At 56.2% G+C, this 12,936-nt stretch carries 13 protein-coding genes; 4 read left to right on the forward strand and 9 right to left on the reverse strand.

The window, feature by feature from the left end:
• Window positions 1-143: 143 nt before the first annotated feature.
• From A4308_RS01445 to ftsY, 5 genes are all read right to left on the reverse strand, one after another.
• Window positions 144-1,409 carry a 4-aminobutyrate--2-oxoglutarate transaminase gene (locus A4308_RS01445; protein WP_045281836.1) on the reverse strand — a complete coding sequence of 422 codons (1,266 nt, stop codon included), beginning with the start codon at window positions 1,407-1,409 and terminating at the stop codon, window positions 144-146.
• Window positions 1,410-1,545: 136 nt separating this feature from the next.
• Entirely contained in the window at window positions 1,546-2,403 is an 858-nt protein-coding gene (gene rpoH, locus A4308_RS01450) for an RNA polymerase sigma factor RpoH (protein WP_014882115.1), read from the reverse strand.
• 251 nt (window positions 2,404-2,654) lie between these two features.
• Entirely contained in the window at window positions 2,655-3,710 is a 1,056-nt protein-coding gene (gene ftsX, locus A4308_RS01460; RefSeq protein WP_014882114.1) for a permease-like cell division protein FtsX, read from the reverse strand.
• Window positions 3,697-4,368 (reverse strand): cell division ATP-binding protein FtsE, encoded by a 672-nt coding sequence (gene ftsE, locus A4308_RS01465; protein WP_014882113.1) that lies wholly within the window; start codon window positions 4,366-4,368, stop codon window positions 3,697-3,699. The genes ftsX and ftsE overlap by 14 nt, the downstream gene beginning before the upstream one ends.
• A gap of 2 nt (window positions 4,369-4,370) precedes the next feature.
• Window positions 4,371-5,837, reverse strand: coding sequence for a signal recognition particle-docking protein FtsY (ftsY, locus tag A4308_RS01470; RefSeq protein WP_045281837.1), 1,467 nt, complete (start codon window positions 5,835-5,837; stop codon window positions 4,371-4,373).
• Between the two features lie 127 nt (window positions 5,838-5,964).
• Here ftsY and rsmD point away from each other — a divergent pair, with 127 nt between their 5' ends.
• Complete coding sequence (gene rsmD / locus A4308_RS01475) at window positions 5,965-6,567, forward strand: 16S rRNA (guanine(966)-N(2))-methyltransferase (protein WP_045135381.1); 603 nt, start codon at window positions 5,965-5,967, stop codon at window positions 6,565-6,567.
• Window positions 6,551-6,832: a DUF1145 family protein gene (locus A4308_RS01480; RefSeq protein ID WP_014882110.1), complete on the forward strand. Its 282-nt coding sequence runs from the start codon at window positions 6,551-6,553 to the stop codon at window positions 6,830-6,832. Before rsmD ends, A4308_RS01480 begins: the two co-directional genes overlap by 17 nt.
• A gap of 60 nt (window positions 6,833-6,892) precedes the next feature.
• Here the strand turns inward: A4308_RS01480 and A4308_RS01485 are convergent, their stop codons facing one another.
• Window positions 6,893-7,249, reverse strand: coding sequence for a DUF2500 domain-containing protein (locus A4308_RS01485; RefSeq protein ID WP_059373650.1), 357 nt, complete (start codon window positions 7,247-7,249; stop codon window positions 6,893-6,895).
• A 129-nt stretch (window positions 7,250-7,378) separates the two neighbouring features.
• Here A4308_RS01485 and A4308_RS01490 point away from each other — a divergent pair, with 129 nt between their 5' ends.
• Entirely contained in the window at window positions 7,379-8,005 is a 627-nt protein-coding gene (locus tag A4308_RS01490) for a lysoplasmalogenase (RefSeq protein ID WP_014882108.1), read from the forward strand.
• Between the two features lie 76 nt (window positions 8,006-8,081).
• Window positions 8,082-10,253, forward strand: a complete 2,172-nt coding sequence (gene zntA / locus A4308_RS01495; protein ID WP_045281839.1) for a Zn(II)/Cd(II)/Pb(II) translocating P-type ATPase ZntA — start codon at window positions 8,082-8,084, stop codon at window positions 10,251-10,253.
• 88 nt (window positions 10,254-10,341) lie between these two features.
• Here zntA and ubiA read toward each other — a convergent pair whose 3' ends face one another.
• The 3 genes from ubiA to malM form a co-directional block, all read right to left on the reverse strand.
• The gene (gene ubiA, locus A4308_RS01500; protein ID WP_014882106.1) at window positions 10,342-11,211 is read right to left on the reverse strand and encodes a 4-hydroxybenzoate octaprenyltransferase; all 870 of its coding nucleotides are present in this window, start codon (window positions 11,209-11,211) and stop codon (window positions 10,342-10,344) included.
• A gap of 12 nt (window positions 11,212-11,223) precedes the next feature.
• Window positions 11,224-11,721, reverse strand: a complete 498-nt coding sequence (gene ubiC / locus A4308_RS01505) for a chorismate lyase (RefSeq protein WP_014882105.1) — start codon at window positions 11,719-11,721, stop codon at window positions 11,224-11,226.
• 180 nt (window positions 11,722-11,901) lie between these two features.
• On the reverse strand, window positions 11,902-12,855 hold the full coding sequence (malM, locus tag A4308_RS01510) for a maltose operon protein MalM (protein WP_045268807.1): 954 nt from the start codon (window positions 12,853-12,855) through the stop codon (window positions 11,902-11,904).
• Between the last annotated feature and the right edge of the window lie 81 nt (window positions 12,856-12,936).

A 12,936-nucleotide genomic window follows, 5' to 3' on the forward strand; every position in this document is an offset into this window, starting at 1 on the left:
GCGCTTTATTTCAGTTATTGGTGTGCTGTTCGCGCTTTTTCAGCATACTCTGCTAAAACATACCCCATTTTTATGATTTTGGAATAGCTAATTTGAAATGAATATATGATAAGCCCGGCAAAGATTTCACCGGGCGCGCGGCTTTAACGTGTCAGCGAGGCGGAGATAATGTCCAGCGCTTGACGGAACTGCACTTCGGGGATTGTCAGCGGATAAAGGAAACGAATAACGTTGCCGTAAACGCCGCAGCTCAGCAGAAGCAGACCGTCCTGCAGCGCGCGTTCCTGTACCAGGCGGGTGAATTCCGGCGAAGGCTGGCCCGTTTGCGGGTCATTAAACTCTACCGCCACCATCGATCCTTGCGCGCGAATGTCGGCGATATACGGACAGTGTTCCTTCGCTTTGTTCAGCACCTCTACCAGGTGATGACCAAGATGCGCAGAACGTGTACAGAGATCCTCCTCATCAATCACGTCCAGCACCGCATGCGCAGCGGCAATCGCCAGCGGGTTCCCCGCGTAAGTACCGCCCAGCCCGCCCGGCGCAGGTGCGTCCATCACGTCGGCACGGCCCGATACCGCAGAGAGCGGCATCCCACCCGCGAGGCTTTTCGCCATAGTGATCAGATCCGGCTTCACGCAGTGGTGTTCCATCGAGAACAGTTTGCCTGTACGGGCGAAACCACTTTGTACCTCGTCGGCAATCAGCAAAATACCGTGGGTATCACAGAGGGCACGCAGCGCCTGCATAAAATCGGCAGGCGCGATATTGAAACCGCCCTCCCCCTGAACCGGTTCGAGAATAATGGCCGCGACCTGATCCGGTGCGATATCCGCTTTAAAGATGCGTTCCAGGCTTTTTAACGCCTCATTCGTGCTGACGCCGTGCAGATCGTTTGGATACTGCGCGTGATACACCGAGCCAGGGAACGGACCAAAGCCCAGTTTGTACGGCGCAACTTTGCCAGTCAGCGCCATGGTCATAAAAGTACGGCCGTGGAACGCGCCGCCGAAAGTGATGAGGCCAGGACGTCGGGTATAGGCGCGGGCTATTTTAACCGCGTTTTCAACCGCTTCTGCGCCCGTCGAGAAAAAGGCCGTTTTGGCCGGGCCATCAATGGGCACGCGCTGGTTGATACGCTCGGCCAGCGCCACATAGCCTTCATACGGCACAATCTGGTACGCCGTATGGGTAAAGGCGTGGAGTTGTTTTTCAATAGCGGAAATGACTTTGGGATGGCGATGGCCGGTATTCAGCACCGCAATGCCGGCGGCGAAGTCGATATACTCGTTGCCTTCTACGTCCCACACCGTGGCATTTTCGGCTTTATCGGCATAGAAATTACACATGACGCCGATACCGCGCGGCGTCGCCTGCAAACGCCGGTCGTTCAGTTCGTTATTTTTCACCCTGTCCCCCTGAGAAAATCGCCTGCTTAGCGCATCAGTAAGTGTTTGCCAGGGGGGAGGAATTCGCCAGAGCGGGCGCTAAAAAAACAAAACCCCCGGACTCTCATCCAGGGGTTCTCAGTGTACTTCGCAGAAATTACGCTTCGATAGCGGCGCGAAGTTTTTTCATGGCGTTCTTTTCAAGCTGACGCACACGTTCAGCGGAGACGCCGTAGCGGTCGGCCAGTTCCTGCAGCGTGGACTTGTTGTCTTCGTCCAGCCAGCGGGCACGGATAATATCCTGACTACGTTCGTCGAGGCCTTCCATCGCATGGGTGAGCTTATTCGCGGCCTGATCTTCCCAGTTATCCTCTTCAATGCCGTCAGCAAAGTTGGAGGTTTTATCCTGCAGATACAGAACCGGGGCCATTGGCTGGCTGTCAGAGCCGTCGTCGTCGGAGGACATATCAAACGTCATGTCCTGCGCGGCCATACGGGATTCCATCTCACGCACATCTTTGCTGGATACACCCAGCTCGCGCGCCACCATTTCCACTTCATCCTGATTGAACCAGCCCAGACGCTGCTTGGTTTTACGCAGGTTGAAGAACAGTTTACGTTGCGCTTTTGTCGTGGCGACTTTCACGATACGCCAGTTGCGCAGCACGTATTCATGAATTTCTGCTTTGATCCAGTGTACGGCGAAGGAGACCAGTCGCACACCCACTTCCGGGTTAAAGCGACGTACAGCCTTCATCAGACCGATGTTACCTTCCTGAATCAAGTCCGCCTGCGGCAGGCCATAGCCCGCGTAATTACGAGCAATGTGAACAACAAAGCGCAGGTGAGACAGGATCAGCTTTTTCGCTGCTTCCAGATCGCCCTGGTAATGCAGCTTTTCAGCAAGCTCCTTTTCTTCCTCGGCCGTTAACATCGGCCAGGTGTTCGCAGCCCGGATGTAAGATTCCAGGTTACCAACAGGGGCTAAAGCTAAAGTTTGCATTTCTTTGGTCATTCATTCCTCTCAATGTTTCTTCTGGTCCAGGTTGTCCCCGTCAGGCAACAACCATGCCAAAGCGTTTGAGCCACGAGATTAGCATTCACTCTTTTATCAGACAGTGATTTTATCCACAAGTTCCAGGTGCAACAGTGAATAAATTACGCACAAAATGTGACATGGAGATGATAACAGGGGAAGAGACAACAGGGACGCTTTCCCTGCAGAGCGAACATCTCGGTGCAGGGAAAGATTATATCACGCTTTTATTAGTCGGGAGTAAAGTGGCGTAAATGTTGAACGGTCGCCAGCCAGGCAGCCACCCAACCAATCATCGAGCAAACCAGCAGTAATAACAGGCACTCGTCAAAGCCTAAGCCACTGATATCAAACTTAGTTCCGAAAACCTGCGCCACTTCCGTCACGGCCGATGACAAACGCATCACCAAAATTTCTGACAAAATCAGTGAAAGAAATGCCCCGGAAAAACCGAGCAATGCGCCGCCATAGAGGAACGGACGAAGGATGAAGCCATCCGTCGCGCCAATCAGTTTCTGCACGTTAATGGTATCGCGGCGAGCAAAAATGCTCAGGCGCACGCTGTTACCAATGACGAGGAACACCGCGGCCACCATCAGTACGCCGATCATCGCCGACACACGTCCCACCAGCCCGGTCAGCGCGGCAAGACGGGCAAACCAGCTGTCGTCCATGCGCACTTCATCAATTCCGTTAATCCGAGTGATGCGATCGCGTAACGTATTTAGCGAATCGGTCCCCTGGAAATCGAGCTTCGGGATCACCACCGCCACCGCAGGTAACGGGTTCTCTTCGAGCATATCCAGCGCGCCGCCAAAACCGGACCAGTTGCGAAACTCGCCCAGCGCTTCTTCACGGGAAAGATAGTTGACCTTCTCCACGCCCTGCTCGGCCTGGATTTGCCCGACCACCTGCGCCGCCGCGTTATCGTCGAGCGCTTTATCCAGATAAACGGTGATCTGCGGCGACGGATAATACTGGGACGCCGCCTGGTTCACGTTCTTATAAACCATGTAGCAGACGCTTGGCAGCGTCAGGGAGATGGCGATGACCATCACCGTCAGGAACGTTGCCAGCGGTTTGCTTTTCAGATCCTGCAACGCGCCGTGGAAAGCGTAGCGCACCTGCTCGTTAAACACGTTGGTTTTGCGCGAAGCCGGCTTTGGCGCCGCTTTCTGGCGCTTAGGTGCGTTACGATTGCCATCACCGCCCCCCTGCGGCTTACGGAAACGGTCAAACCGGTTCCCGAACTGCCGAATCTGGTTCATTGCATCACGCTTGTTCACCATGGCCTCCGTGCAAATGTCCATCGCTCAGAGTCAGCATGCGGTACGAACGACGGGAAATCAGCCCGATATCGTGCGTCGCCATCAATACTGTGACCCCAACGCGGTTGAATTCCTCAAACAGACGCAAAATCCCTTCGGAGAGCGCATCGTCCAGGTTACCTGTGGGTTCATCCGCCAGCAGTACGGCCGGCTTGTTCACCACCGCACGGGCGATGCCCACACGCTGCTGTTCACCGCCGGAGAGCTGGATCGGGAAGTTCTTCGCTTTGTCCAGCAGCCCAACCTTATCCAGCGCCGCAGAGACGCGACGACGGATATCATCATAGCTGGCACCGGCAATAATCAGCGGGATAGCGACGTTATCGAAAACGGTGCGATCCATCAGCAGATGGTGATCCTGGAAAATCATGCCGATCTGACGACGCAGGAACGGCACTTCACGGTTCTTAAGACGGCTAATATCATGGCCGCTGAACCAGATTTTCCCGGCGCTTGGCCGTTCGATCCCACAGATAAGCTTGAGCAGAGTACTTTTCCCCGCGCCGGAATGGCCGGTCAGGAATGCCATCTCGCCTGGCTGCAGGTGGAATGTGACTCCCTGCAACGCTTGTCTCCCACCGAGATAGGCCTTGCTGACGTGTTCAAAGCGAATCATTGTTAGTCCTCTCGGGCAAATAGTGCCTCAATAAAGTCGTCCGCTTTAAACGGACGCAAATCCTCAATACGCTCGCCCACACCGATGTAGCGGATAGGAATGCCGAACTGGTCGGCTACGGAGAAGATCACCCCGCCTTTCGCGGTGCCGTCCAGCTTGGTCAGCGCGATCCCGGTCAATCCTACCGCTTCATTGAACAGCTTCGCCTGGCTAACGGCGTTCTGTCCGGTGCTGGCGTCGATAGTCAGCATAATTTCATGCGGTGCATCTTCGTCCAGCTTCTTCATGACGCGGACGATTTTCTTCAACTCTTCCATCAGGTGCGATTTGTTCTGCAAACGCCCTGCGGTGTCAGCAATCAGCACGTCCACGTTACGGGACTTCGCCGCCTGAATGGCATCAAAAATCACGGACGCGGAATCCGCGCCAGTATGCTGGGCAATCACCGGAATGTTGTTCCGCTGGCCCCACACCTGCAGCTGCTCAACCGCCGCCGCACGGAAGGTATCGCCCGCCGCCAGCATCACCGATTTGCCCTGCTGCTCGAACTGACGCGCCAGCTTGCCGATAGTCGTGGTTTTACCCACGCCGTTAACACCCACCATCAGAATAACAAATGGCGTTTTGCCTTCAATATTAAGCGGTTCATCAACTTTTGCGAGAATTTCACCCATCTCGTCTTTCAGCAGGCCGTACAGTGCCTCGGCATCGCGCAGCTGTTTGCGGCTTGCCCCTTCGGTCAGGCTGGCGATGATCTTACGGGTGGTTTCCACCCCCACGTCAGCGATCAGCAGTTGCTCTTCCAGCTCTTCGAAGAGATCGTCGTCGATCTTCTTGCCGCGGAACAGACTGATAAATCCGGAACCCAGATTTTCTTTGGTTTTTAACAGGCTGCGCTTCAGACGGGCAAAGAAACCTTCTTTGGTCGGTTTTTCCTGCTCCTGAACGATCTCTTCTTCAGCCTGCTCCTGCTCTTCCACCGGCACGACGATAACCGCGTCTTCAGCCGCTTCCGCCGCCAGCGCCTGGGCTTCCAGCTCGTCGTCGGTCAGCTCTGGCTCAAGCGCCGCCTCTTCTTCCACCGCCTCAACAATTTCAACGGTTTCCGCTTCGGCCTGCCACTCTTCTGCAGATACCTCTTCGGCTTTAACCTCTTCCGGCAGCGGCAGCTCTTCATGTTCGATAACAGCCTGCGGTGCGTCGGTAACGGCTTCGGGTACAACCAGTTCTGGCTTCTCGCTCTCCTGAACCTGTTCAGTGACTTCAACCACCTCTTCAGCAAACGATTCAATCTCTTCTTTGCTGTGGACAGGTTCTTCCGCTTCGATAACCGCAGCGGTTTCTACAGGCGTTTCAGGCTGTGACTGCTCTTCTACAACCTGTTGTTCTTCGGTTTTCTGTTCTGTTTCTTGCTCTTTTTCACCGAAACCCAACCAGGAAAAGAAGCCACGTTTTTTTTGTTTTGCCATCTGCGACTACACTCCTCGCGGCGCTATATACAGGGAAGCTAAAAAAATGATGAAATAGTCTAACACTTTACTTAATTGACATCACCGCCCGCAATCGCAGGGCAATGGTTAACAGAGCTTTCCAGAGATGAAGAAACCCACCCGCGCCCCGGCCGGTCAAATTCGAATTATCGGCGGTCAGTGGCGAGGCCGGAAATTACCGGTGCCGGACAGCCCCGGTTTACGCCCGACAACCGACCGCGTTCGCGAGACGCTGTTTAACTGGCTCGCCCCGTCAATGGTAGATGCCCACTGCCTGGACTGCTTCGCCGGCAGCGGTGCATTAGGGCTCGAAGCGTTGTCGCGCTACGCCGCCAGCGCCACGCTGCTGGAGATGGAGCGCGGCGTGGCACAGACGCTGCAGCAAAATCTGGCGACGCTCAAAGCGAGTAACGCCAAAGTCGTAAACACCAATACCCTGAGCTTCCTCGCGCAGAAAGGCACGCCGCATCAGGTGGTGTTTGTCGATCCGCCGTTCCGCAAGGGGCTGCTGGAAGAGACGTTATCCCTGCTGGAACAAAACGGCTGGCTGGCGGATGACGCATTAATTTACGTTGAAAGCGAAGTGGAAAACGGTCTTCCGCCGGTGCCCGCGCACTGGGATCTGCACCGCGAAAAGGTTGCCGGTCAGGTCGCTTATCGTCTTTATCACCGTCAGGTACAAGGAGGCTCTGATGCCGGTACTGATTAACCTGGGACGTTTGCTGATGCTGGGCGTCTGGGCATTTTTGATTTTGAATCTGGTGCACCCGTTCCCGCGCCCGTTGAACATCTTCGTTAACGTGGCGCTGATTTTCACCTCGTTCATGCACGCCCTGCAGATGGTAATGCTGAAAAACGGCCTGCCAAAAGATGGCCCGCCGATGACCGGCTGGCAGCAACTGCGGGTATTTATTTTCGGCGTGTTTGAGTTGCTGGTGTGGATGAAGAAGTTTAAGGCGCAGGTGAAGAAGTAGGGTGCGGCCTGATGCCCTCACCCTAACCCTCTCCCACCGGGAGAGGGGACCGATCGCGCATTATTCCGCCCTAAAACCTTCAAACCGCGACCCTTTGTAGCTCAGCATTCCTTTCTCACCCACCGTCAACTGGTGGTACTGCTGCGCCTCCAGGCGGAAAGTCATCTCCAGCCCGCCGGTTTCCGGCTTAAAGCTGGCTTCATAGCGCATCGTCGCGCCTGCAGGCGTAACCTGCTGTTGGCGAGAGCGTCGGTCGTTGAGGGCTTTCTCGCGCTTATTGCTCACCACCACCCGCTTTTGCATCAGCGGTGCGGCCTCGTTATCCGCCTTTTCCCGGCGCTGCTGCACGAAGCGAAACGAGGCGGCAATGACCATAATCGCTACCACGATAATGAAAAACAGCGGCATCTTGCTCATTGAAACATCCCATCAGATTATGCGGAATTCAGGATACCTCGCCTGCCCCGGCATTGCCAAACGCCCGCCCGCGTCACTACACTGGATCAGAAACTGATTATTCAGCCTTAACAGTTACAGGGAGTTAATATGCTTTGGTCATTTATCGCTGTCTGTTTTTCCGCATGGCTTTATGTTGATGCGTCCTACCGTGGCCCAGCCTGGCAGCGCTGGTTGTTTAAACCCGTCACGCTGTTGCTCCTTCTGCTGCTTGCCTGGCAAGCGCCGATGTTTAACGCCATCAGCTACCTGGTTCTCGCCGGGCTGTGCGCGTCCCTGATTGGCGATGCCTTAACCCTGCTCCCGCGTCAGCGTCTGCTGTATGCTGTTGGGGCGTTTTTCCTGTCGCATCTGCTGTATACCATTTACTTTGCCAGCCAGATGACGCTCTCCTTCTTCTGGCCGCTGCCGCTGGTGCTGCTGGTGATTGGCGCACTGCTGATAGCGGTGATCTGGTCGCGTCTGGAAGAGATGCGTTTGCCGGTCTGTACATTTATCGCCATGACGCTGGTGATGGTGTGGCTCGCTGGCGAGCTCTGGTTCTTCCGCCCGACGTCTCAGGCGATGTCTGCGTTCTTCGGCGCAGCACTGCTCTTACTCGGTAATATCGTCTGGCTGGGCAGCCACTATCGCCGTCGCTTCCGCGCCGACAACGCGATTGCTTCCGCCTGCTACTTTGCCGGGCACTTCCTGATCGTGCGTTCGCTGTATATCTAAATAACGCTTGACTCTGGAGTCGACTCCAGAGTGTATGCTGCGGTTAATGAGAAAATTATCATTACCGGAGACTGCCATGTCGACTCCAGAAACACCTAAAAAAATCCCACAATTTTCGGCACTTAAGCTCAGCCCGGTTCCGCCAAAAGAGGACTGCTGCTGCGAGGGGAGCTGCGAAACGCAAGCCGACGCGCTGCCCGAAAGCGGTAATCGCTACAGCTGGGCCGTCAACGGTATGGACTGCGCAGCCTGCGCACGTAAAGTGGAAAATGCGGTCAAACAGGTGCCGGGCGTCAGCCACGTTCAGGTGCTTTTTGCGACCGAAAAGCTGTTAGTCAGCGCCGACAAGGATGTCAGTAAGCAGGTTGAAGCCGCCGTCAGCAAGGCGGGATACACCCTGCGCAGCGAAACAGCCCCTGTCGAAAAGACCGCCTCCCTGAAGGAAAATCTGCCGCTCATTACCCTCATCATCATGATGGCCCTGAGCTGGGGTCTGGAACAGATTAACCATCCGTTTGGCAACCTGGCGTTTATCGCCACCACGCTGGTCGGACTGTTTCCTATTGCCCGCCAGGCATTACGTCTGATGAGAAGCGGCAGCTGGTTCGCCATCGAAACGCTGATGAGCGTGGCGGCGATCGGCGCGCTTTTTATCGGCGCGACGGCGGAAGCGGCGATGGTTCTGCTGCTGTTCCTGATCGGCGAACGGCTTGAGGGCTGGGCCGCCAGCCGCGCGCGTAAAGGGGTGAGCGCGTTGATGGCACTGAAGCCGGAAACCGCGACGCGGGTTAACGAAGGCAAACGTGAAACGGTCGCCATCAGCACGCTGCGCCCGGGCGACGTCATTGAAGTCGCCGCAGGGGGGCGCTTGCCTGCCGATGGCGCACTGCTTAGCGCCACCGCAAGCTTTGATGAAAGCGCCCTGACAGGAGAATCCATTCCGGTTGAGCGTACCGCGGGAGAAAAAGTGCCTGCAGGCGCCACCAGCGTTGACCGCCTGGTGCAGCTTGAGGTGCTTTCCGGGCCCGGCGACAGCGCCATCGACCGTATCCTGAAGCTGATTGAAGAAGCTGAAGAGCGCCGTGCCCCCGTCGAGCGTTTTATCGATCGCTTTAGCCGGATTTACACGCCCGCCATTATGCTGATTGCTCTGCTGGTTACGCTCGTTCCACCGCTGTTCTTTGGCGCGCCCTGGGAGGGCTGGATTTATAAAGGTCTGACCCTGCTGCTGATTGGCTGCCCGTGCGCGCTGGTGATCTCCACACCAGCGGCGATCACCTCCGGTCTGGCGGCAGCGGCACGTCGCGGGGCGCTGATTAAAGGCGGTGCGGCGCTGGAGCAGCTGAGCCAGGTTCAGCATATCGCCTTCGACAAAACCGGCACGTTAACCGTCGGCAAACCCCAGGTGACCGGCATTTATCCGCAGGATATCGCTGAAGATGAACTGCTTACCTTAGCCGCCGCCGTCGAACAGGGTTCCACCCACCCGCTGGCGCAGGCCATTGTTCGGGAAGCGCAGGCTCGCGGATTACCGATTCCGGCGGCCACCGCCCAGCGCGCGCTGGTCGGGTCTGGGATTGAGGCCAACGTCGACGGTAAAAAGGTCCTGATTGTCGCGGCGGGTCACTCCCCTTCCGCACAGGTTCAGGCGTTAGAGCAGGCCGGGCAAACTGTCGTGGTTGTTATGCAGGACGGCGTGACGAAAGGGATGCTGGCGCTGCGCGATACCCTGCGTGATGACGCGAAGGAAGCCGTAGCGGCGCTGCATCAGCTGGGCGTGCAGGGCGTGATCCTGACCGGGGATAACCCACGTGCGGCGTCAGCCATTGCGGGTGAACTGGGACTGGAATTTAAAGCTGGATTGCTGCCCGCCGATAAGGTCAGTGCGGTAACCGAACTGAACAGCCACGCCCCGCTCGCGATGGTCGGAGACGGCATTAACGATGCACCAGCGATGAAAGCATCCACCATAGGCATTGCGATGGGAAGCGGCACCGACGTGGCGCTGGAGACGGCAGACGCGGCGCTGACGCATAACCGTCTGACCGGGCTGGCAGAGATGATCGGCCTGGCGCGGGCGACGCGAGCCAATATCCGCCAGAACATCGGGATTGCGCTCGGACTGAAGGGGATTTTCCTGGTGACGACGCTGCTCGGCATGACCGGGCTGTGGCTGGCAGTGCTGGCGGATACGGGGGCAACGGTGCTGGTGACGGCGAACGCGCTCAGGCTGTTGCGTCGTCGATAAAAAAACGCCCGGTGGCGCTAACGCTTACCGGGCCTACATGTTCTTCCATATCGTAGGTCGGGTAAGGCGAAACCGCCACCCGACTTTTTTATAAGAAATAGCTCATCGCCAGGCCTAAAAACAGCACCAGCCCGACATAGTTATTATTCAAAAACGCTTTAAAGCAGGCTTCACGTTCGCGTTTGGCAATCAGCTTTTGCTGGTAAGCAAACAGCAATCCCGCCACCAGCACCGACCAGTAAAACTCCCAGTTCAGCCCGTTCAGACGGCCAATCGCGACCATCAGTGCCAGTACCGCGACCTGTAAAATGCCGATGATCAGTTTGTCCTGACGTCCAAAGAGAATGGCGGTCGATTTAATACCAATTTTCAGGTCATCGTCGCGGTCTACCATCGCATATTGCGTGTCATACGCCACGGCCCAGAGAATATTCGCCAGGAACATCAGCCAGCAGCTGAGCGGAAGGGATTCGCTCACCGCCGCAAACGCCATCGGAATCGACCAGCCAAATGCCGCGCCCAACACAACCTGAGGCAGATGGGTATAGCGCTTCATGAACGGATAAACCCAGGCCAGTGCAAGCGCAGCGACGGAAAGCAGAATTGTCATGGTGTTCAGCGTTAACACCAGCAGGAATGAGAGCAGCACCAGTACGAGGAACAGCACGCGGGCTTCTTTTCCGGTCACCTGGCCGCTGGGTAACGGACGGTTGGCTGTCCGTTTTACATGGCCGTCGAATTTACGATCGGCATAGTCATTCACCACGCAGCCCGCCGCGCGCATCAACCAGACACCGGCGACAAATACGCCCAGGATCCATAGCGGCGGTACGCCCGGCGTTGCAACCCACAGCGCCCATAAGGTCGGCCACAGCAGCAGTAACGCGCCAATAGGTTTATCAGTACGCATTAAGCGGTGATACGCCAACAGCTTATTCTGCGTCAGGCTCCACTCCATTTTTTCTTCCTCTTAGTACAACGGTGATGCCGGTAAAAAAAGTTCCGTCAGGATTAACGGCTTACCGCTCAGGCGAAGGCGAGAACGGCGTCCCCACAGTTCGGCATCACGCCCAATCTCAATAAAATCCCGGGTCAGCTCAGATGAGGTAAAAAGATAACGTCCCAGCGGGGTTTTCCCCAGCCGCTGCAGCGCCAGCTCAGGCCCGGAAAGGGTGGACTCGGGCACTACCGTCCGTCCGGCAAGCCAGGGCTCACCATCGGCACAGAGCAAAATTTCGCGCAGCCAGTAGCGTTCCTCTTGCGGCAGCAGCGGCAGCTCGCTGGCGATCTCATCGCCGGAGACAAACCCTTCCTGTATCAGGGTCACCGTGACCGTTTTACCTTGCTGTTCAAAACGTTTCGTCATGGAATCTTCCAGCAGCAACCAGTCCAGTTGCTGCGGATCAAGCGCAGGTATTTGGTCGAAATAGCGCAGCGCACGCAGTTGCGTTAGCGCGGGGTGTGACATGCCAGACTCTCCGATACATAACGTAATGGCATTGTATCGCAGAAACACGGATTGAGGGGGGCCAAACGTTATTTAACGATCACGATCGCAACATGGATGCAACAGCCAGGCGGACACGAAAAAAAGTGCGCCCACTCAGGCGCACTAAACTACTGACAAATCAGCACTGTGGGGAAACGGTTACCCCTTGCCTTTTACACTGCTGATAAAGGTGGAACGGGCAGTGGTTGAACCTAAACGTTCGGCTTCATCAAGCAGTTTCAGCGCTTTATCGACATCGCCGCGCTTCACCGCCTGCTTAATGGCGTTGTTGAAGTATTCTTCGGTGTCGTTCAGTACCGGCTCAGCTTTCTTCGCCGGTGCTGGTGCAGCGGCAGCGACCGGTGCGGCTGCGGTGGCAGCTGGCGCGGTATAGGCAGGTGCAGCGGTATTACCCACGGTTACCGGGCCGCTACCGGAGGAGCCAAACAGCGGGCCGACCAGCACGCTGGAACCGCTGTTCGTTTTCACCTTCAGCTTTAGCGTTCCGTCGGTGACGTGGCGTGCAATCGGGTCTGGAATATCAGGTACGGCGTTGCCGGTGCCCTTCGCATAGGCTTTGGCCGGGTCAAGCAGCGTGGTGGTTTTCTGCAGATCTTGCTCAGTCGTAAAGACCAGCACGTAGAGTTTTTGCTGTCCCAGCGCAGGCGTAAGACGCATGACACCTTCCAGACGATCGGCACTCATTACGCCAGGTTCCTGATAAGTAAAATATTCACTTGGGAAAAAGGCAGATGGTGTCATGTTCTGATCGAGAATCAACACGTTTGGCGCAAATACGCTCGTCTGCTTGTTGACTTCACTGGTCAAGGTAATGGCCAGTTCACCGATATTAGCAGGTACGCTATACGCAGCGACCGGGCCAGTAATACCCGGAACATTAATCGTTTGTCCGCCCGTTGAGAGCTGGGTGGTCTGGGTTTTAGACTGATCGACAGGCGTCCAGACCAGCTGTTGCAGTGTCGCCGCCGGAATGGCTGGTGCAGATGTTGTATTCTGCGGAACGAAGTTCACGTTAGCGAGCGTGACAGCAGGCGCGCTTGCCAGCAGCCCTGCGGATAAACAAAGGGCAAGAAGAGTTTTGTTCATTTTCATTGTTATCACCTCAAAATGCACAGGTCAGCGGTAGCCAGGCAATAGCGCGCCGTCCCAAGGATTGAGGGGCTTGCGCCCCTC

Origin of the sequence: Enterobacter sp. ODB01, from assembly GCF_001623605.1 — a bacterium.
In the GTDB taxonomy this organism is placed as follows: domain Bacteria; phylum Pseudomonadota; class Gammaproteobacteria; order Enterobacterales; family Enterobacteriaceae; genus Enterobacter; species Enterobacter kobei.

Coding starts and splice junctions, on each gene's coding strand:
- ubiC (WP_014882105.1), bottom strand. CDS start 11,721: ATGTCACACCCCGCGCTAACGCAACTGCGTGCGCTGCGCTATTTCGAC.
- A4308_RS01485 (WP_059373650.1), bottom strand. CDS start 7,249: ATGAGCAAGATGCCGCTGTTTTTCATTATCGTGGTAGCGATTATGGTC.
- rsmD (WP_045135381.1), top strand. CDS start 5,965: ATGAAGAAACCCACCCGCGCCCCGGCCGGTCAAATTCGAATTATCGGC.
- ftsE (WP_014882113.1), bottom strand. CDS start 4,368: ATGATTCGCTTTGAACACGTCAGCAAGGCCTATCTCGGTGGGAGACAA.
- malM (WP_045268807.1), bottom strand. CDS start 12,855: ATGAAAATGAACAAAACTCTTCTTGCCCTTTGTTTATCCGCAGGGCTG.
- ubiA (WP_014882106.1), bottom strand. CDS start 11,211: ATGGAGTGGAGCCTGACGCAGAATAAGCTGTTGGCGTATCACCGCTTA.
- ftsY (WP_045281837.1), bottom strand. CDS start 5,837: ATGGCAAAACAAAAAAAACGTGGCTTCTTTTCCTGGTTGGGTTTCGGT.
- A4308_RS01480 (WP_014882110.1), top strand. CDS start 6,551: ATGCCGGTACTGATTAACCTGGGACGTTTGCTGATGCTGGGCGTCTGG.
- A4308_RS01490 (WP_014882108.1), top strand. CDS start 7,379: ATGCTTTGGTCATTTATCGCTGTCTGTTTTTCCGCATGGCTTTATGTT.
- zntA (WP_045281839.1), top strand. CDS start 8,082: ATGTCGACTCCAGAAACACCTAAAAAAATCCCACAATTTTCGGCACTT.
- rpoH (WP_014882115.1), bottom strand. CDS start 2,403: ATGACCAAAGAAATGCAAACTTTAGCTTTAGCCCCTGTTGGTAACCTG.